This window comes from Rhizobium sp. X9, from assembly GCF_018873185.1.
GTDB classification, from domain to species: domain Bacteria; phylum Pseudomonadota; class Alphaproteobacteria; order Rhizobiales; family Rhizobiaceae; genus Agrobacterium; species Agrobacterium oryzihabitans.
This window is the reverse complement of the sequence record NZ_CP071312.1, coordinates 420,236-439,876: the sequence shown is the minus strand read 5'-3', so window position 1 is coordinate 439,876 and position 19,641 is coordinate 420,236. Positions and strand designations below refer to the sequence as shown.

Sequence of the window (19,641 nt, the reverse complement as noted above, 5' to 3'; positions counted from 1 at the left end):
AGAGTGGTCGCCGCTTATGTCGCGTCTGTAAGGTTGCGGATGATGCGCATGAAGATGCGTGCGCCGATGTCGATCAGCCCGTCCGGAAAGTCATAGTCGGGATTGTGCAGGTTGGGGTAATCCCTGCCTGCGCCCAAAAAGAACATGGCCGATGATGAGACGGCTCGGAAGCGGCCGAAATCCTCAGAGGCCCGCATGGGCAGGCCTTCCGAACTACTGGAAATCTTCTCCTCGGTCAGCGCCTGCAGGATATGGGCGACGGCTTCCGGTGCATTCTCGCAATGCAGGAAAATATCGTCGTAGGTGATGTCGAGGCTCAGATTCCGTTCGTGCGCGACCTTTTTCGCCAGCAATTCCGCATCCGCGCAGAGCTTCTCCATCCGGTCGTCAGTCAGTGTCCTGAGCGTCGCCCAGATTTCCGCATCCGCCGGAGAAATGCCGAAGGCGGCTTCACCCATCGTGGCATGGGTGATCGTCACCATGGAAAAATCGGGCTGCGGGGGAAGGCCGGAGCCGAGATCGGTCAGGGCAGGCATCAGTTCTGATATCGCCCGCATGGGGGAGACGCCGTGCTCCGGGGAGGAAGCATGCGCGGTCTTGCCGGACAGGCGGATTTTAATGCCGCGCGAGGCGCAGTTGACCGGCCCTTCCACCACGCTGACATGGCCGAATGGCAGGCCGGGAAGATTGTGCAGCGAGAAGGAATAGTCCGGCTTTATCTCCTCAAAGCGCGGATCGGCGATGACGGCGGCCGCACCTGCACCGGTTTCTTCCGCCGGCTGGTAGAGAAGGATGACGCTGCCGGTCTGCGGACGCTGTCTGGAAAGGCCAAGCGCCAGCGCCGTCAGAATGGTCGAATGGCCGTCATGGCCGCAAAGATGGCCCTTGCCGTCGACGCTTGAGCGATATTCGGCCTCGCTCTTTTCCTGGATGGGCAGAGCGTCGAGTTCCGAGCGGATCAGGATCGCCGGACCGCTTTTTCCGCTGTCATAGACCGCTGCCACGCCATGACCGCCGAGATCGGCAACAATCCGGTCCGGTTTTGCCTGCTCAAGGAAATTGCGGATGCGCCGCGCGGTTTCCTTCTCTTCGCCGGAAATTTCCGGATGACGGTGCAGATCGTGACGCAGCTCAATGAGGTCGAGCATATCCCTGTTGGTCAGAAACATATAAAATCCTTGCAAGTCGTCCGGCCGGGGTTTCCTGCCGCAACTTACAGATCATTGTCTTCAATGCAAAACCTTTGGCGGGTGCCAGCGTTTGCCCGTTGTTTTCGGCTTGGCTACCAGCGTGATGACATCGGCCGGAACCGGAACCTTCGCCTTCGGCAGGTCCAGCCGGGCAAGTGCCGTGCGCGCCTTTTCGGCATATTCCAGATGGGCGGCGTCGTCCGAATGATAATGCTGCAGCCTGTCGAGGATTTCCGCACCTTCCACCGTTCTTTCGGCGGCAATGAGGGCGACGGCGCATTTATAGAGCGCCTCGCGGTGGAAGGGAGCGCGATTGGTCACCTGACGGAAGGCCTCGGAGGCTTCATTATATTGTTGCTGCGCCAGCCGGGCCTCGCCGATGCGCAGCCACAGGAGAACCGGGTCCTGACCGCTGCCGAGAAGCCCGAGGAAGGCGATTTCCGCTTCCCGAAATTCGCCCCGGTCGAATGTCAGATTGGCCAGCCCGAATTGCGCGCCGAGATGGTCGGGTGCTGCCGCCAGCACCTGGGAAAAGGCGATATTGGCGGCCGCCTTCTTGCCCATCTTGTAAAGCTTGAGGCCCTCCTGATAGACGAAGCGTATGCTGCGCGGGTGGAGCGTGCCGCCGAGATTGTCGCCGGAGCGGGTGCGGAACAGCGTGCAGCTGAGCTTGTGCTCCTCCGGTCCGAAGAAATATTTATATGGCTCGTTGCCGCGCAGGAAATCATAGGTCTTGAAACCCTGCTCGATCGCCCTGCGAATGCAGTGCCCGTGCAGCACGAGGCCGGGTGAAGGGGTCTTCCAGTTCTCGTCGCGGCCGGTGATGTAGAACAGCACCGACATTTTCTGCCGGTCGATGATGTTGGCGAGCGCCCCGAGCGGCTGGTCTCCGAACCAGAGGACCGGTACTTCCAGATCGCCGCGAATATAGACATCCATCAGCATTTGCCGCGTCGCGCCGATCAGGAGTTCCGTGCGCTCCTTGCCCTTGTGGGGCGCCCAGCGGATGCGCCAGAAATCGAACAGGATATCCATGTCCCGCTTGATCGTTTCGCGCGTCGCGAAAGTGATGCGATATTCGTCACCGCCTTCCACCTTCCTCATGAAACGCCGCAGCTTCTGACGTGTCTGGCTGCTCATGTGGCTGTCGAGATAGCCGTCGAAGGTATCCGGCAAGGCCACGACCGGGCAGATGCAATTGTTGATGTTGTAGGGGTTGGTCGGCATGTTGTCGCGGAACATGACGAGTGGCCCCTGAAGTGCGCGGATCATCGCATCGCGCCGCTCCGGCGGGCCGGAGAGATAGTCGAGCTTGAGTTCGGTCCAGTTCTGCTGCCGAATAAACGAACAGAAACCGGCAACCGCGTGATTTTCATATTCCGGCAGGGTAATGAAGCCGGTGTAGTCCGCCGCCGCATTGCCGGCCATGACGATGCTGTCGTGGAAGCGGCCGGTTTTCTTGTCCGGTTCAGTGACGATGCGCAGCGGAAAAAACGCCACATAGGGCGAGCCTTCGGGGCGTTCCCTGAGCGCCAGAATGAACCAGCGCTTGCGGCGCGGCATGTAATCCCGCAGCCAGCCCCAGGACAGGAAATGACGGGAATGGGGATCGGCCATGAACACCGCTTCCCAGTTTGGCCGGATCGCCTCGAAGCCGGCGTCGGTGTCGATGATGTCGATACGCATTCTTGCCCCCTCCCAATACAGATCACAGATTCGGGAGGTTTCATTTTATGGGCAAATGGCTGGCTTCAAATATTCCCTTCGGGTGAAAGGCCTGCATCAAATGGGATTAGCCCGTGGCCTTTTCCGCCATCACCCGGCCGCGACAAAAAAGCCCTTGTCAGCCGGTGGCAGCACTCTAACATGCGGGTCGAATGTGCGATCGGCTCAACGGTGCACATGGCACGGGAGTTCTCATATGGCTGTTCCTTATATGCTTCTGACCGGCGCGAGCCGCGGAATAGGGCATGCCACGGTCAAGCTGTTTCAGGAGAAGGGCTGGAGAATTCTCACCGTGTCGCGGCAACCCTTTTCGGAGGAATGCCGCTGGCCTTCGGCACGGGAGAGCCACATCCAGGCCGATCTCGAGGACCTGTCCCGCATCGATAACCTCGCCGACGAAGTGCGCTCGCGCCTGCCGGAAGGAAAGCTTGCCGCTCTCGTCAACAATGCCGGTATCTCGCCGAAGGGCGAAGGCGGCAGCCGTCTCGGCGTTGCAGATACCACGGCCGAGATGTGGACACGGGTGCTCAACGTCAATCTCGTCTCCACGGCGCTGCTTGCCCGCGCACTTTTGCCGGAACTGGAAGCGGCCAAAGGCTGTATCGTCAACGTCACATCCATTGTCGGTTCACGGGTGCACCCTTTTGCAGGGGTCGCCTATGCGACATCGAAGGCAGCGCTTGCGGCGCTGACGCGGGAGCTGGCGCATGAATTCGGCCCGCGCGGCGTGCGCGCCAACGCCATTGCGCCCGGCGAAATCAACACCGCCATCCTTTCCCCTGGAACCGCCGAACTGGTGGAGGCGCAGGTGCCGCTCGGGCGGCTCGGCACCACGGCGGAGGTGGCGCAGACCATCTATTTCCTGTGCTCGGAGCAGTCGAGCTACATCAACGGCGCGGAAATTCTCATCAATGGCGGCCAGCACGTCTGACGCTTCAGCCCATCCAACCGAAACGGAGCCTTTATCCATGACCATCCTGCCAAATTCCGTCGAGGCACGCGATATCGCCTACCAGATGCATCCGAACGTCAATCTGCGCAAATTCGAGAAGACCGGCGGTCTGGTGATCGAAAGCGGCGAAGGCATCTACGTGACCGATAGCAGCGGCAAGCGCTATATCGAGGCGATGGCGGGGTTATGGTCGGTGGCGCTTGGCTTCGGTGAACAGCGGCTGGTGGACGCAGCGACGAAGCAGATGCAGAAGCTGCCCTATTATCACACCTTCTCCTACAAGACGCATGGCCCGTCCGTCGATCTTGCCGAGTTGCTGATCGAGCTTTCGCCGGTGCCGATGTCGAAGGTGCACTTCACCTCTTCGGGGTCTGAGGCCAACGATCTTGTCGCCAAGATGGTGTGGTATCGCTCCAATGCGCTTGGCAAAAAGGAGAAGAAGAAGATCATTGGCCGCATCAAGGGCTATCATGGCGTGACGATTGCTTCCGCATCGATCACCGGCCTGCCGCGCAACCATGAAAGCTTCGACCTGCCGCTGGACCGCATGCTGCATACCGCCTGCCCTTCCTATGTGCATTTCGGCAGGGACGGCGAAAGCGAGGCGGATTTCACCGCACGCATCCTGAAGGAACTTGAGGACCTGATCCTCAGCGAAGGCCCCGAAACCGTCGCCGCCTTCTGGGGTGAGCCGGTGATGGGTGCGGGCGGGGTTCTTCTGCCGCCTGAAGGTTATTGGAAAGGCGTACAGGCAATCCTGAAGAAATACGACATTCTGCTTGTCGTAGACGAGGTGATCTGCGGTTTCGGCCGCACGGGCAAGATGTTCGCCTGCGAGACCTATGGGATCAAGCCGGATGTTCTGGTGGTTTCCAAGCAGATATCCTCATCCTACATGCCGCTTTCGGCGATCATCATGAGTGACGATTTTTACCAGCCGATCGCCGACGAGTCCGACCGCATCGGCTCCTTCGGCCATGGTTATACCGCCTCCGGCCACCCGGTTGCGACGGCCGTGGGCCTGGAGAACCTGAAGATCATTCAGGAGCGCGATCTGGTCGGCAATGTCGCCCGGCTTGAGGGCAGGTTCCTCGATCATCTGAAGGCGCTTGCCGATCACCCGCTGGTACACTCCTCGCGCGGTGTCGGCCTTCTCGGCGCGCTGGAGATAAAGCCATGGGAAGGCACAAAGCCGGGCGACGCAACGCTTGCCATCGCCGCTGCCATTGAGGACGAGGGCGTTATCACCCGTCCGATCGGCGAATCCATCTGCTTCTGCCCGCCGCTGATCATCACCGCCGAGCAGCTTGACGACCTGTTTGCCGGTGTGAAGCGTGGTCTGGACAAGGCTGCGGCGGCACGCGCCTGATGACTTTGCGAATGTCCCGGCCGGTTCGTCCGGCCGGGAGATTCGCTGCTAGCTCACCTTATCCCCGGTATGCCACAAGCACCGCGCCGCACGCGATCAGCACCACGCCCAGCCAGTTAGGCAGCGACAGCTTTTCCCCCAGAAACAAAACCGCGAAGACGGCGACGAACACGACGCTGAGCTTGTCGATGGGGGCGACACGGGCGGCATCGCCGATTTTCAGCGCCCGGAAGTAACATATCCACGAGGCGCCGGTTGCCAGACCGGAAAGCACGAGAAAGATCCAGGTCCGCCCCGAAATGGTGGAGGGCTGCTGCCAGTTGCCTGTGACATAAACCATCAGGCCGGCAGCGGCGAGGATGACGATAGTGCGGATGAAGGTGGCGAAATCGGAATTGACGTTTTCGATGCCGATCTTCGCGAAAATCGCGGTCAATGCAGCGAAAGCCGCCGATAGCAGTGCCCAGAATTGCCAGGCCAGAAACAGGTTCTTCATATGGGCCTACTCCGTTCTTCGCATTCGTTCTTCCTATTCGGCTCTACAACATCGGAAAGCTTATAAAAACCGTTTTCGGTACGCAGGTGGTTTTGAACGATGAAAGGCCGGAACATCGATCCCGATGCGCCGGCCTTCATGCGAGAGCCTGCCCGGACAAACCGGGACAGGCCGGACCTTGGGAGGTCGTATTATTCGGCGGGCTGAACCGAAGCCGGAAGCTGATCCACATCGGCGATGCCGGTGAATTCTTCCTTGCCGCTCAGGACGCGGGCGAGCTGGTCCTGGTCCAGTTCACCTTCCCAGCGGGCAACAACGATGGTGGCGACCGCATTGCCGACGAAGTTGGTGAGGGCGCGGCATTCCGACATGAAGCGGTCGATGCCGAGGATCAGCGCCATGCCGGCGACTGGAACGGAAGGCACGACGGAGAGCGTGGCAGCCAGCGTGATGAAGCCCGCGCCGGTGATACCGGCAGCACCCTTGGAGGAGAGCATGGCCACGAGCAGCAGCAGGATCTGTTCGCCAAAGGACAGGTGGATGCCGGTCGCCTGCGCGATGAAGAGGGCCGCCAGCGTCATGTAGATGTTGGTGCCGTCAAGGTTGAAGGAATAACCGGTGGGGATGACGAGACCGACGACGGAGCGCTTGCAGCCCGCCTTTTCCATCTTGCTCATCAGGCCCGGCAGGGCGGCTTCGGAAGACGAGGTGCCGAGAACCAGAAGCAGTTCTTCCTTGATGTAGCGGATCAGCGCGACGATGGAGAAGCCGTTATAACGGCAGACGGCGCCAAGAACCACGAACACGAACAGGAAGGACGTGACGTAGAATGTGCCGATCAGCATGGCGAGGTTGGTGACGGACGAGATGCCGTATTTGCCGATGGTAAACGCCATGGCGCCGAAAGCACCGATGGGGGCGGCCTTCATCAGGATCGCGACCAGCTTGAAGATCGGATACATCAGGGCATGCATGAAATCGGTGACGGGCTTGCCCTTTTCACCAACGATGCCGAGCGCGATGCCGAACAGAACCGAGAAGAACAGCACCTGCAGAATGTCACCGCTGGCGAAAGCGCCGACAATGGTTGTCGGGATGATGTTCATCAGGAAGCCGGTGATGGTCTGCTCATGGGCCTTGTCGGCGTAAGTGGCGACGGCCTTGGCGTCCAGCGTAGAAGGATCGATGTTCATGCCGGCGCCCGGCTGCACGGTGTTGGCGACGATGAGGCCGACAATGAGCGCGAGCGTGGAGAAGACCAGGAAGTAGATCATGGCCTTGCCGGCCACGCGTCCGACCTTCTTCATGTCGTTCATGCCGGCAATGCCGGTTGCGACGGTGAGGAAGATGACGGGGGCGATGATCATCTTGACGAGGCGAATGAAGCCATCACCAAGCGGCTTCAGCTGTTCTCCGAAGGTCGGATAGAAATGGCCGAGCGCGATACCGGCGATGATGGCCACCAGAACCTGGAAATACAGGTGCTTGTAAAATGGCAGTTTGGCGTGGCCCGCGGCCACGGCTGTCGTATCGATCATGTTTTTTCCTCCTCGGCCTCACCCTGCCTTTATTGGCCTCCCGGGTTCGCCGTGACGTTGACGGCTTCGCGCCGATTGAGGAGTCATGTGCAATACGCATGCCAGACTTGCTTATTTGGCGTAACTGACTGATTTGAAAAGTACTTTTTATTGATGCTTCCCCGGCTCACAGCCATTTGTGTGGAATTCCGGACAAAATCCCTTGCGGTCTGTGTGTAAATCCGCACAATTAGTGCATGAGCTATCAAGATCCGGCACCTCATTCCCAGGCGAAACGGCGAGCGCAATGGCTGGCGCTGGCCGGCCTGTGGCTGCTCGTCAGTCTGGGTATTTTGCTGGTGGCCGATGAGTTTGCGCGAAACCAGGCAATGCGCACCGCCGCGTCCGAGGCTTCCACCGATGCGGAACTGAAGATTGCGCTTCTGAATGTCGCGCTGGAGAGGCCGCGCGCCATTCCGCTGGTGCTGTCGGGTGATCCTGATCTTGCAACAGCGCTGGACGGTGGTGGCGCCGCCGCCCTCGACCGGCTGAACCGTAAGCTGGAAGGGCTGATCGAGGGCACGCAATCCTCGGTAATCTATGTGACCGGACCGACCGGATTGACCATCGCCTCCAGCAACTGGCGGCAGGCCGATAGTTTCGTGGGCTCCAATTATGCATTCCGGGAATATTTTCAGGCAGCGATGAAGACCGGCATGTCCGAACATTATGCGCTTGGCAATGTCAGCCGCCGGCCGGGTCTTTACATCTCCCGCCGCATCGATGCCGCGGATGGGCGGCCGCTCGGCGTCGTCATCGCCAAGGTTGAGTTCAACCGGCTGGAAGCGGATTGGAATATCGGCGGCAAGCCGGTCTATGTGGTCGACAGGAACGGCGTGGTGCTGATGACGAGCGTGCCGGAATGGCGCTTCAAGACCGTCACACCCATTGACGAGGCGCAGCGGAAAACCATTTCCGAGAGCCTGCAATTTGGCAATGAGGCGCTTTCATTATTGCCATTCCGGGCGGGCCGGTCGCCGCAGGATGGAACACCACTCATCCACGTTGACGAACCCGGCCGCGAGCGCGGCGATTATCTGCGGCTGGAAACGCCGGTGCCGACGACGTCCTGGACCCTGCATTATCTGCAACCGGTAGCGCCGGCGCTGAACGCCGCCATTCGCGAGGGCAGGGTGGTGGCGTTGGCGACGCTGATGCCGTTGATGGCGCTTTCGGCTCTGTGGCTGTGGCGCAGGCACAAGGCGCTCAAGGAAAAGGAAGAGGAGCAGCGTGCCCGCACCGAGCTGGAAATGAAGGTGCAGGAGCGGACCCGCGACCTGACGAAGACCCGCGACCATCTGCAGGCCGAAATCGCCCTGCACGAAAAGACCACGGGTGAGTTGCGCAACGTGCAGCACGAGTTGGTGCAGGCCAACCGCCTTTCCATTCTGGGGCAGGTGGCGGCGGGCGTGGCGCATGAGATCAACCAGCCGGTGGCGACAATCCGCGCCTTTGCCGACAATGCCCGCACCCTGCTCAAACGTGACCGCATGTCGGAGGCCACCGAAAACCTCGAAAACATCGCGGCGCTGACCGAGCGCATCGGCACGATTACCGGCGACCTGAAAATACTGGCCCGCAAGGGTCGCACCGCTGCTGAGCCTGTCAGTGTCAGACTGGTCATTGAAGGTGCGGTCATGCTGTTGCGCAGCCGTTTTTCCGGCCAGATGGATGCGCTGAATATCGTATTGCCGGATCAGGACCTGAAGGTGCTCGGCAGCCGCATCCGGCTCGAGCAGATCCTCATCAATCTTCTGCAAAACGCGCTGGAAGCCACTGAAGCGATTGAGGCGGCCCGTGTCGAAGTGCGTGTGCGCGACGAAGGTGACATGGTCGTGCTCTCGGTCAGCGACAATGGCACGGGCATTCCCGAAGCGATCCGCGCCCAGCTTTTTTCACCCTTCAATACTTCCAAGGAAAGCGGCCTTGGCCTTGGCCTCGTCATCTCCAACGATATCGCCTCCGACTATGGCGGGCGTATCGAGGTGGCGAGCGGCGCGGCGGGCACGTGTTTTTCCGTATATCTGAAGCGAGCATGACATGACGGTGGATGGAACCATATTCCTGGTGGATGACGACTCCCAGCTACGCAAGGCGATGGTGCAGACGCTGGAACTCGACGGACTGCCGGTCACCTCCTTTTCCCGTGCCGAGCAGGCGCTGGCGGCGCTGAACGAGGATTTCGATGGCGTCGTCATCACCGATGTGCGCATGCCCGGCATGACCGGGCTCGAATTTTTCGACCATGTCCGCAAGATCGATGCCGATCTTCCGGTCATTCTCATCACCGGCCACGGCGATGTGCCGATGGCGGTCGATGCGCTTCACAATGGCGCCTATGATTTCATCGCAAAGCCTTTTCCCGCCGAACGCATGGTGGAGAGCGCCCGCCGGGCGCTGGAAAAGCGCCGTCTCGTGCTGGAAAATCGTGCGCTTCGCCGGGCGGCGGGGCAGGCGGAAGACGATCTGCCGCTGATCGGCCAGACGCCCGCCATGGAGCGCCTGCGCACCACGCTTCGGCACATTGCCGATACGGATGTGGATGTGCTGGTGGCGGGCGAGACGGGCAGCGGCAAGGAAGTGGTGGCAACGGCGCTTCATCGCTGGAGCAAGAAGCGCGCCAAGGGCAATTTCGTGGCGCTGAATTGTGGGGCGCTGCCGGAAACGGTAATTGAAAGCGAGCTGTTCGGCCATGAGCCGGGGGCTTTCACCGGCGCACAGAAAAAGCGCGTGGGCCGCATCGAACATTCCAGCGGCGGCACGCTGTTTCTGGACGAGATCGAAAGCATGCCGCTTGCCGTGCAGGTGAAGATGCTGCGCGTTCTGGAAATGCGCGAGGTCTCCCCGCTTGGTTCCAACGAGGAGCGGCCGGTCGATATTCGTGTGGTGGCGGCGGCCAAGGTCGATCTTGGCGATCCGGCCGAACGCGGCACGTTTCGCGAGGACCTCTATTACAGGCTGAATGTGGTGACGCTGTCCATTCCGCCGCTGCGTGAACGCAAGGCGGATATTCCGCTCTTGTTTTCTCACTTCGTCACCAAGGCCGCCAACCGTTTCAACATGCCGGTGCCGCAGATCAGTGCCGGCATTTCCCGTCGTCTTAACGACCATGACTGGCCGGGCAATGTGCGTGAACTCGGGCATTTCGCTGAAAGGGTGGTGCTGGGTCTGGAGACGGAAGCGGCCGCCACGCCTGTTTCGCAATCGACCACTCTGGCTTCCGGCACTCTCCCGGAGCGGATGGACGAGATCGAGGCGCAGATCATTCGCGAAACACTGGTGCAGTCGAACGGCGATGTAGCGGAAAGTATCGCGACGCTCGGCATTGCCCGCAAGACCTTTTACGACAAGCTGCAACGCCACGGCATCAACCGGGCGGATTATGTGAAGAACGGTGGGGCGTGAAAAGAGCCGTGACGCTTTGAGCTGCGCTTCCCCAAACTAGGCGTCATCCTCGCCCCTGAGGCGAGGATCCATCGGCGCTCGGAAGTGTGGATCTTCGCCTCAGGGGCGAGGATGACGGAGAAGAAATTCTAGCGCGTTGCCAGCATTTGCGCTGAAGGCTTTCGGCTGTTGCTTCTGCCGGCACCCGCTTTCCCGATCAGCCCGCTACGCAGAAATGACGCTGACCGTCATAATCCGTGTAAGTGCCAGTGCGGGTGTTGAAGCTTCTGTAACGCTGCGAGCAATAGTCGTACCAGGCGTTGGTCCACGGCTCGATGGTGCGATAGGTCTGGCGCTGGTTATAGACCGGGCGGCTGTCGTAGACCGGCTGGGCGCGGTAAACGGGTGCCGGGCGGTAAACCGGCTGCGGCGCTGCACGGTAATAACGGTAGTCCGGCTCTTCGTAGACATAGCTTGGCTCATAGGCCTGATAACGGCGCGGCGGCTCATCTATGTAGACGCGCTCGTCGTCCACCGGTGCCGGGCGGGAGAGGGCGGAACCGACGGCGACACCGGCGGCAAGGCCAAGCACGCCACCCAGAATGGCGGCATCGCGACGGTCGCGGCGGCCCCAGTCATCAGCGGATGCACTGTTGAAGGGCACGATGGTGGCGGCGGCGACGGCGATAGCCAGAACGGTTTTAGCTGCAAAGGACGACATGGTCTTCTTCCATCCGGATGGCAGGGCGCTGCCAGTTGCAAATTCGATGGTTAAAGAAATATAGCCCCCCTGCTGAACGGGCGCTGAATGAATTGTGGCGGGCTGGCGGCAGCTCGCAATTCCTGTTTGCGCAGGCCGCGCTTCGCGCTAGAACTCAAGTTCAAACAGGACACGTCCATGAGCCTTGCCCATATAACCGTCAATTCCGATTCATCCCACGAAGATCGTGCCCAGGCTATTCGAGATACGTTGCGCGATGCGATTGTCGACAGACGGCTTGCACCGGGAACGAAACTGTCGGAATCGGAAGTGGGAACGCTGTTCGATGTCAGCCGCACGGTGGTGCGGGCGGCTCTTCAGATGCTGGCTTACGAAGGGCTGGTCAAGGCCGAGCGCAACCGCGGCGCTTTTGTCTCCAATCCCACACCGGACGAAGCACGGCAGGTTTTTGCTTCGCGCCGGCTGATCGAGCCCGGCGTTCTGGACGCCGCAATCGACAAGATTACGCCTGCGGCGGTCAAGCAGCTGAGAGAGCATCTTGTTCAGGAGAGCCGCCACCAGCATGAGCGCGGCCCGAACGCCAGACGCGCGGAAATCAAGGCATCAGGCGATTTTCACCTGATGCTGGCCTCGCTTGCCGGCAATGCCATCCTCGAGAAATTCATGGACGAACTGGTTGCCCGCTCGTCGCTGGTTATTGCGCTCTACGGGCGCTCGGGCGTTTCAAGCTGTGGCCACAACGATCATGCCGACCTGCTCGATGCATTGGAGGCGAAGGATGCGGCAAAGGCCCGGGCGCTGATGCTGCAGCATCTCGATCACATCGAAGCCGATCTCGACCTTCGCATGAAGGAAGGTCTGGCGCTGAAGGATGCACTGGCGCTTTAGGATAATTGTGCGACCCGCCCAGTCTGGTGAACCCTCGCCCCAAGGGCGAGGGTGACGGAAATTTATCCTTCGGACTAAGCCGCGTAACGGCTAAGAGCCAGATCGTGCGTGTCGATCTCCGGCTTGTTTCCGCTGATGAGATCGGCAAGCACACGGGCCGAGCCGCAGGACATGGTCCAGCCAAGCGTGCCGTGGCCGGTGTTGAGATAAAGATTGCTGTAGCGGGTGGCGCCGATCACAGGCGTGCCATCCGGCGTCATCGGGCGCAGACCGCACCAGAATTTCGCCTGGGTCTGGTCACCCGCGCCGCCGAACAGGTCTTCCACGGAGTGGGTCAGCGTTTCTTTTCTCGCTTCCGGCAAGTCCTTGCTGAAACCGGCAATCTCCGCCATGCCGCCAACGCGGATGCGTGAGCCGAGCCGGGTGATGGCAACTTTGTAGGCCTCGTCCATGACGGTGGAGACAGGCGCACGTTCTTCTTTCACCACCGGAACCGTGATGGAATAGCCCTTGACCGGATAGACCGGCAGATCAAGGCCGAGCTGGCGCACGAATTGCGGAGAATAGCTGCCCAAGGCGGCGACGAAAATATCCGCTTCCACCCGCCCCTTGGTGGTCTCCACGGCCTTGATGCGGCCTGCCTCGACAATGGGGCGCATGATGCCGGTATCGTAGATGAAGGTGACTCCCGCCTCTTCGGCCATACGCGCAAGTTCGGTGGTGAACATGAAGCAGTCGCCGGTCTCGTCGCCGGGCAGGCGCAGGCCGCCGACAATCTTTTCCTTCGAAGGGGAAAGGCCGGGTTCGATGGCGGCGCAGCCGTCGCGGTCGAGAATTTCAAAGGGCACGCCGCCCGCCGTCAGCACGTCCACGTCCTTGCCAATGGCATCGAACTGCTTCTGGGTGCGGAATACCTCCAGAGTGCCCTGCATGCGCTGGTCGTATTCTATGCCGGTCTCTTCGCGCAGCGCCATCAGGCAATCGCGACTATATTCGGCCACACGCACCATGCGGCTCTTGTTGGTGGCATAACGCGCCGAAGTGCAATTGCGCAGCATCTGGCTCATCCAGCGCCATGCGGCCGGATCGGCCGTCGGGCGAATGATGAGCGGGGCATGTTTCATGAACAGCCATTTCATCGCCTTCATCGGGATGCCTGGTGCGGCCCACGGTGAGGAATAGCCGGGGGAAACTTCGCCCGCATTGGCAAAGCTGGTTTCCAGCGCTGCAGCCGGCTGGCGGTCGATCACCGTGACCTTGTGTCCGGCTTTGGCCAGATACCAGGCGGAGGTCACGCCGACGACGCCGGCTCCGAGGATAGTGACGTTCATGATCGTCTCACTTATGGCTGACAGATGTTGAAGCGACTGCCGGGGTTTCGCCCGGCTGAATATAGGTGCGGCGGTAACGGCGTCCGAGCCCGGTCAGGATTTCATAGGCGATCGTGCCCGCATCCTCGGCAATGTCTTCCAGCGTCTGCTCGGGCCCGATCATCTGCACGAGACTGCCCTGGGTCAATGTTCCCTCGGGCAGGGCGGATATGTCGAGAATGATGCTGTCCATCGAAACGCGTCCCGCAATCGGCAGGCGTACGCCGTTATACCACGCCGCGCCGCGATTGCTGAGCGAACGCGGCAGCCCGTCAGCGTAACCGGCGGCGATCGTCGCAAGGCGCGTCGGGCCGGCTGTTTCGAAGGAACCGCCGTAACCGACCAGCGAACCTGCGGGCACCGTGCGGGTCTGGACGACGGCGAGATCCAGACGGACGACCGGCTTCATCGGGTTGGGACGGGCAATGGAGGGCGCGCCGCCATAAAGCGCGATGCCGGGGCGCAGCAGGTGGTTGTGGTAATCATTGCCGAGAAAGATGCCGCCGGAATTGGAAAAGCAGACAGGGGCATCAGGAAAGGCGACAGCGGCTTTTCGCATCACGGAAAGCTGCGCAGCATTGGAGAGGTGATCCGGCTCATCAGCGCAGGCGAGGTGGCTCATCACGAAGGCGATGTCGATACCCTCCAGCAGCTGCGGCCGGGAGGCGAGGACTTCAAGCTCTTCGGGAGAGAGGCCGAGACGGCACATGCCGGTATCGATCTGCACCGCGGCGGGCAGCGGCTTGCCGAGCTTTTTGGCATGGGCCGCCCATTGTGCGATCTGTTCCAGTGAATTCAAAACCGGAGTGACGGCCATGGCGGCGCAGGAGGTCTCGTTGCCGGGCTGAAGCCCGTTGAGGACGAAAATCCGCGCTTCCGCTGAAAGACGCAGCCGGAGCGCCAGCGCTTCATCAATGTGAGCGACGAAGAAATTGCGGCAACCTGCATCGAACAGGGTCTGTGAGACGATATCGGCACCGAGGCCGTAGGCGTCAGCCTTGACGACCGCTGCCGTCTGGGCTGTGGGGGCCATTGCCGCAAGGGTCAGGTAATTGTCGCGCAATGCGCCGAGATCGATGGTCAGATGGCCGCTTGCACCACCGGCTGCCTGCTGGCGGCTGATCTGCATGTCCATGGTCGTTCACCCTCATTCTTATCATATGAGAGTATTGCAACGATTATCGAATTTCTTGGCTATTGTTCGAAGAACATGCGATGAAATTCCACTCTACGCAACTTTCCTTGTCGTATTGGAATTTTCTATGTCGTCACTCGATGCGACCGACCGCCATATCATCCGCCTGCTCAGGCTCAATGCCCGCATCAGCAATGCGAAACTCGCCGCAGAGGTCGGCCTTTCGGCCTCCGCCTGCCTTCGCCGGGTCGATATTCTGGAGCGGGAAGGTATCATCAGGGGTTATACGGCGCTCACCAGCGGCCTTGCGGGCGGCGAGGTGATCTCGGTCATCGTGCAGATCACGCTCGATCGCCAGACGGAGGATTTTCTCAACCGTTTTGAAAACGCGGTGCGGCGTTATCCGGAAATCCGCGAATGTTACCTGATGACAGGCGGATCGGATTATTTCCTGCGTTGCGAGGCGGAAAGTGCGGGGGATTTCGAGCGTATTCACAAGGAGATTTTATCGAAGCTGCCGGGTGTTTCGCGGATTCATTCGAGTTTTGCGATCCGGAATGTGCTGGCGACGCCGAAGGCGCGGTAGCGTGGAGGGTGGGGCTTACCCCCCTCTGTCCTGCCGGAGATCTCCCCCTCAAGGGGGGAGATCGGGTGGGGCGACCGCCCGTTTCCTCGCAACCGTTTCACTATCGATACAGTGGTTTACTGAATGCGGTAAGCAAGCCGCTTGTCAATCTCCCCCCTTGAGGGGGAGATGTCCGGCAGGACAGAGGGGGGTGGTTGCGCACTCCATGCCCACCAATTCCCTCACCCCCACCACTTATAAAAATGATGCACCGGCCCCCGTCCCTGACCAACGGCAAGCCCCCGGCCAGCATCAAGCGCCCCATTCAGGTAGTCCTTCGCCAGCCCCACCGCTTCCGCCAACTCATAGCCCATGGCGAGATAGGCGGTAATCGCCGCCGCCAGCGTGCAGCCGGTGCCGTGGTCGTTTTTCGTGGCCACCCGTGTCGCGGAAAGCGCCTGCATCGTGCCGCTTGCGAACAGATAATCCGTACTCTCAGGCCCATCGCCATGGCCGCCCTTGATGAGCACGGCTTTCGCGCCCGCCGTCAGGATCTTTTCTGCCTGACGGGTGATTTCGCTCTGCGTGGTTGCCAGCGGCGTGCCTGTCAGCAACGCTGCCTCTGGCAGGTTCGGCGTGACGATGGCGGCGAGCGGCAGGAGGTCGCGACGCAACGTCTCGATGGCGTCCTCATGCAGCAGCCGGTCGCCTGATGTTGCCACCATGACCGGATCGAGCACCACCGGTTGGGGCTGCTGCCGAAGCCGCGCCGCGATGGCGGCGATGGTTTCGATCCGCGATACCATGCCGATTTTTACCGCATTGACGGCAAGATCGGAAAAAACCGCATCCATCTGCGCGACGATGCTTGCGACGGAAATATCCTCCACCGCCGTCACGCCCCTGGTGTTCTGCGCGGTGATGGCGGTGATGACGCTTGCGGCATAAGCGCCGAGCGCCGAGAAGGTCTTGATGTCGGCCTGGATACCCGCGCCGCCGCCGCTGTCGGAACCGGCAATGGTCAATGCAATCGCTGTCATGGCTGTCTCGCTTTCAGCGCCGTGTCGACTGCCGCGCGGAAGTCCTTGGTTGCGCTGGCAATATCGCCCGCGCGGAAGATGGCGGAAATGACCGCGACGCCATCCGCACCGGCGGTGACGACGGGTGGCACACGGGCAAGATCGATGCCGGCGATGGCGCCCACCGGCATCTCCGGTCGCCACTCACGCAAAAGGCCGCGCAGCAGCGTAAAACCATCGATACCGACCGGCTTGTCCGGATTGACCTTGGAAACCGTCTCGAACACGCCACCGATGCAGGCGTAGTCTGCGGGCATGGAGGCAGCCCGTTCGGCATCTGCCCGGTTCTTGACGGTAAGGCCGATGATCGCCTTTTCGCCGAGAATACGTCTGGCGGTTTTGGCATCCATGTCGTCTGCGCCAAGATGCACCCCGTCCGCACCGGATGCGAGCGCCACATCCACCCGGTCGTTGATGACGAGCGGCACGCCGGTGCCGGCGATAGCCTCGTGGATGGCCCGCGCGTTCTCGATCATTTCTCGAGTCGAGCCATGCTTGTCACGATATTGCAGGATGGTTGCGCCGTTGAGCGCGGCCGCCAGAGCAAGCTCGGCCAGGGGCGCGACATCGCCGAGGCTCGCATCGACCAGCGCATTCAGGCGGTAATCAACCTTGTTCATGCTCGATCCTTGCATGTCTTGTTATCTCCTCACTGGAAACTTCGGAAAGCGCATCCAGAAACGCCGGTTCGAATGTGCCCGGACCCTTTGCGTTGATGGCGGCGAGTTCGGCGGAAACGCCGGTGACGGCGAGTGCAGCGGCTGCAGCTGTCAGCGCGTCCTTTTCCACCGCCATAAAGGCGGCGATGACGCCGCCAGAGAGGCAACCGGTGCCCGTCACTTTCGCCATCCACGGGTGGCCGTTGACGATGCTGACGCTCCGGGTGGCATCGCGCAGATGATCGACCGGCCCGGTCTCGATCCGCACCGCATCCGGCACGTCGCCAATCAGGCTCATCTCCGCGCGGTTGCCGCGCACGATAGTGGGTGAAAGCGCGATCAGTTCGCGTGCGAATTCCAGCCGCGACGGCGAATAGTCGCAATGGACGGGGTCGACGATCCAGGGTTTTGCCGATGCATTGGCGATCTCGACCGCGAGCCGAATAACCCTGCGCCGTTCCGCATCCAGCGTGCCGAGATTGACGGTAAGCGCATCCGCCTTGGCGACGAAACTCTCGATTTCCTCAAGCGAGGTGGTCATCGATGGAATGCCGCCGACGACGGTGATGCCGTCGGCGGTGAATTTTTGCACGACGGTGTTCATCAGGCAATGCACGCGCGGGCGCGCTTGCCTCACACTTTCGAGGATCTCGGCGGCCTTTGCCGCTGTCGGAAAACTGTCTGCCATGGTCACTGCAGCTCCACGGCGATGTCGTCCGCCGCCGGCGCCTGCTTGATCAGCTGCATGTCCCGCATGAATTCGCCGAAGCGGGTGTAGCGGGTGCGATCGAGTGCGGCGGGACGCTTGGCGAAACGGGGCAACGTGTCGAAAAACGCCTGCTTGTTCAGCGCATCGTCAAGGTTCGGATAGGCCTTGATGAAGAGCTGCCAGGATTCCTGCGGATGGTTGGTGATGAAGATCGCGGCCTGTTCCACGGCGGAGAGGAAACGCGGCAGGCGGGTGTCCTTCGCAAGATCGCGATGGCTGACAAAGATCAGCTCGTCATAGGCAGGCACGCCATGTTCCTCTGGGAAGAAGGAGCGACCCTCGTGCCCCTCAAGCTTCATCTGCGTCAGTTCGAAATTGCGGAAGCCGCCAAGCGTGGCGTCCACCTTGCCGGCGATCAGGGAAGGCGAGAGCGAAAAGTTGACGTTGACGAGTTCCACATCGTCTTTCGTCAGGCCGTCCTTCTCCAGCATGCGCTTCAGCATGGCATCTTCAAAACCGGAAACGGAAAAGCCGATTTTCTTGCCCTTCAGGTCCTTCAGGCTTTTGATTGGCCCATCGGCCAGAACGGTGACGGTGTTGAGCGGCGTTTCCACCAGAGTACCGAAGCGGACGAGCGGCAGACCGGCATCGTGGTCGAGATAAAGGTTCGGCTGGTAGTGGACGCCGATATCGGCCTGTTTTGCCGAAACGAGGCGCGGCACGGCGGATGGGTCTGCCGGCGGAACCAGTTCGACCTCCAGCCCCGCATCGGCAAAGAGCCCGCGTTCCTTGGCGATCACCATCGGCGCGTGGTCCGGGTTCACGAACCATTCCAGCAACACGGTCAGCTTGTCGGCCGCCTGCGATTGCATGGGGGAAAGCACGCTTGCTGCCGCGACGACGAGGGAAAGAAGAGTTCGCTTCATGGTGCTGAAAGTCTCCGCAAATATTTGAAAGGAATGAGGTGTTCTGTCTCTTTGGCCCAGGGGGCCAGATTGGCTGTCGCCCGGTCGACGGCAAGCCGCAGCAGCACCGCCATGACGGCGAGAATGGCCATGGCGGCGAACATGGTGTCGGTCTGCATGCGGGCATTGGACTGGATCATGACGAAACCGAGCCCGGCCGAGGCGCCCACCCATTCGCCGATGACGGCGCCAAGCGGGGCGAGCGGTGCTGCGACCCTCAGACCGGAAATGAGCGAGGGAAGCGCCAGCGGCACACGCAGCCGGGTGAGGATCTGCCAGTGGCTCGCCTCCGTCAGCGAGGCGGCATCGAGGATCGCACGGTCGGTGCGGTTGAGACCATCGGTGAAAGAGGAGGCGACGGGAAAGAAGATGATGATCCCTGTCATGACCACTTTCGAGGCCATGCCGAAGCCGAACCAGAGGACGAGGATTGGGGCCAGCACGAAAACCGGAAAAGCCTGCAACACCAGAACCATCGGCCAGACGAGGCGGCCAAGCCGCGGGATGGCGGCAATAATGAACGCAACGAGAATGCCGGCCGTGACGCCCGCCGCAAGCCCGACGGCCATTTCGCCAAGCGTCACCATGGCCTGTCCGAACAGAAAACCCGGCTGGCGCAGGAAAGCGGCGGCGACATCGGCAGGCGAGGGCAGAATATAGCGCGGCGGCGCAAACAGCCATGTCCCTGTCTGCCACAGAATGAGCAGAAGCAGGACGCCGTTCAGCGCATGGGAGGGACGCATGGGCCGGACCTCAGACGCAACCGCACCATGTGCGAAGGACGGGAGGTTTCAGCATCATCATTCGGTCTCCAGATGTAACAATCACGGAGATCCGGGAAAAGCGGAGAAGAGAAA

At 60.9% G+C, this 19,641-nt stretch carries 18 protein-coding genes; 6 read left to right on the top strand and 12 right to left on the bottom strand.

The genetic code is table 11. The annotated features are described in order from the left end of the window. Positions 1-14: 14 nt before the first annotated feature. Positions 15-1,169 (bottom strand): amidohydrolase, encoded by a 1,155-nt coding sequence (locus JZY08_RS17010; protein ID WP_216332713.1) that lies wholly within the window; start codon positions 1,167-1,169, stop codon positions 15-17. Between the two features lie 60 nt (positions 1,170-1,229). Continuing rightward, positions 1,230-2,876 (bottom strand): GNAT family N-acetyltransferase, encoded by a 1,647-nt coding sequence (locus JZY08_RS17005; protein WP_216332711.1) that lies wholly within the window; start codon positions 2,874-2,876, stop codon positions 1,230-1,232. 235 nt (positions 2,877-3,111) lie between these two features. On the opposite strand from JZY08_RS17005, the gene JZY08_RS17000 reads away from it, so the two are divergent. Together JZY08_RS17000 and JZY08_RS16995 are read left to right on the top strand one after the other, a co-directional pair. Then, entirely contained in the window at positions 3,112-3,846 is a 735-nt protein-coding gene (locus JZY08_RS17000; protein ID WP_216332710.1) for an SDR family NAD(P)-dependent oxidoreductase, read from the top strand. A 37-nt stretch (positions 3,847-3,883) separates the two neighbouring features. Then, on the top strand, positions 3,884-5,236 hold the full coding sequence (locus JZY08_RS16995) for an aspartate aminotransferase family protein (RefSeq protein ID WP_216332709.1): 1,353 nt from the start codon (positions 3,884-3,886) through the stop codon (positions 5,234-5,236). 58 nt (positions 5,237-5,294) lie between these two features. On the opposite strand, the gene JZY08_RS16990 is transcribed toward JZY08_RS16995, so the two are convergent. Both JZY08_RS16990 and JZY08_RS16985 read right to left on the bottom strand, forming a co-directional pair. Next, on the bottom strand, positions 5,295-5,732 hold the full coding sequence (locus JZY08_RS16990; protein WP_216332708.1) for an EamA family transporter: 438 nt from the start codon (positions 5,730-5,732) through the stop codon (positions 5,295-5,297). Positions 5,733-5,923: 191 nt separating this feature from the next. Further along, positions 5,924-7,270 carry a dicarboxylate/amino acid:cation symporter gene (locus JZY08_RS16985; RefSeq protein WP_216332707.1) on the bottom strand — a complete coding sequence of 449 codons (1,347 nt, stop codon included), beginning with the start codon at positions 7,268-7,270 and terminating at the stop codon, positions 5,924-5,926. 236 nt (positions 7,271-7,506) lie between these two features. On the opposite strand from JZY08_RS16985, the gene JZY08_RS16980 reads away from it, so the two are divergent. After that, on the top strand, positions 7,507-9,348 hold the full coding sequence (locus JZY08_RS16980) for a sensor histidine kinase (protein ID WP_216332706.1): 1,842 nt from the start codon (positions 7,507-7,509) through the stop codon (positions 9,346-9,348). A gap of 1 nt (position 9,349) precedes the next feature. Continuing rightward, positions 9,350-10,714 carry a sigma-54 dependent transcriptional regulator gene (locus tag JZY08_RS16975; protein ID WP_216332705.1) on the top strand — a complete coding sequence of 455 codons (1,365 nt, stop codon included), beginning with the start codon at positions 9,350-9,352 and terminating at the stop codon, positions 10,712-10,714. Between the two features lie 196 nt (positions 10,715-10,910). Here JZY08_RS16975 and JZY08_RS16970 read toward each other — a convergent pair whose 3' ends face one another. Further along, a complete protein-coding gene (locus tag JZY08_RS16970; protein ID WP_082185763.1) occupies positions 10,911-11,414 on the bottom strand; it encodes a BA14K family protein in 504 nt (167 codons plus the stop codon). A gap of 177 nt (positions 11,415-11,591) precedes the next feature. On the opposite strand from JZY08_RS16970, the gene JZY08_RS16965 reads away from it, so the two are divergent. Then, positions 11,592-12,302 (top strand): GntR family transcriptional regulator, encoded by a 711-nt coding sequence (locus tag JZY08_RS16965; RefSeq protein ID WP_082186079.1) that lies wholly within the window; start codon positions 11,592-11,594, stop codon positions 12,300-12,302. Positions 12,303-12,376: 74 nt separating this feature from the next. Here JZY08_RS16965 and JZY08_RS16960 read toward each other — a convergent pair whose 3' ends face one another. Both JZY08_RS16960 and alr read right to left on the bottom strand, forming a co-directional pair. After that, entirely contained in the window at positions 12,377-13,633 is a 1,257-nt protein-coding gene (locus JZY08_RS16960; protein WP_216332704.1) for a D-amino acid dehydrogenase, read from the bottom strand. A gap of 7 nt (positions 13,634-13,640) precedes the next feature. Next, positions 13,641-14,807 (bottom strand): alanine racemase, encoded by a 1,167-nt coding sequence (alr, locus tag JZY08_RS16955; RefSeq protein ID WP_216332702.1) that lies wholly within the window; start codon positions 14,805-14,807, stop codon positions 13,641-13,643. Positions 14,808-14,934: 127 nt separating this feature from the next. Here alr and JZY08_RS16950 point away from each other — a divergent pair, with 127 nt between their 5' ends. Continuing rightward, positions 14,935-15,393 (top strand): Lrp/AsnC family transcriptional regulator, encoded by a 459-nt coding sequence (locus JZY08_RS16950; RefSeq protein ID WP_003500727.1) that lies wholly within the window; start codon positions 14,935-14,937, stop codon positions 15,391-15,393. 221 nt (positions 15,394-15,614) lie between these two features. Here the strand turns inward: JZY08_RS16950 and thiD are convergent, their stop codons facing one another. From thiD to JZY08_RS16925, 5 genes are read right to left on the bottom strand one after another with little or no spacing between them, the layout of a single operon-like run. Continuing rightward, complete coding sequence (thiD, locus tag JZY08_RS16945) at positions 15,615-16,412, bottom strand: bifunctional hydroxymethylpyrimidine kinase/phosphomethylpyrimidine kinase (RefSeq protein WP_216332700.1); 798 nt, start codon at positions 16,410-16,412, stop codon at positions 15,615-15,617. Beyond that, on the bottom strand, positions 16,409-17,071 hold the full coding sequence (thiE, locus tag JZY08_RS16940) for a thiamine phosphate synthase (RefSeq protein ID WP_216332698.1): 663 nt from the start codon (positions 17,069-17,071) through the stop codon (positions 16,409-16,411). Before thiE ends, thiD begins: the two co-directional genes overlap by 4 nt. Then, the gene (locus JZY08_RS16935) at positions 17,058-17,798 is read right to left on the bottom strand and encodes a hydroxyethylthiazole kinase (RefSeq protein ID WP_216332696.1); all 741 of its coding nucleotides are present in this window, start codon (positions 17,796-17,798) and stop codon (positions 17,058-17,060) included. The genes thiE and JZY08_RS16935 overlap by 14 nt, the downstream gene beginning before the upstream one ends. Positions 17,799-17,800: 2 nt before the next feature. After that, entirely contained in the window at positions 17,801-18,745 is a 945-nt protein-coding gene (locus JZY08_RS16930) for an ABC transporter substrate-binding protein (RefSeq protein WP_003500731.1), read from the bottom strand. Continuing rightward, positions 18,742-19,527, bottom strand: a complete 786-nt coding sequence (locus tag JZY08_RS16925) for an ABC transporter permease (RefSeq protein ID WP_216332694.1) — start codon at positions 19,525-19,527, stop codon at positions 18,742-18,744. The genes JZY08_RS16930 and JZY08_RS16925 overlap by 4 nt, the downstream gene beginning before the upstream one ends. Between the last annotated feature and the right edge of the window lie 114 nt (positions 19,528-19,641).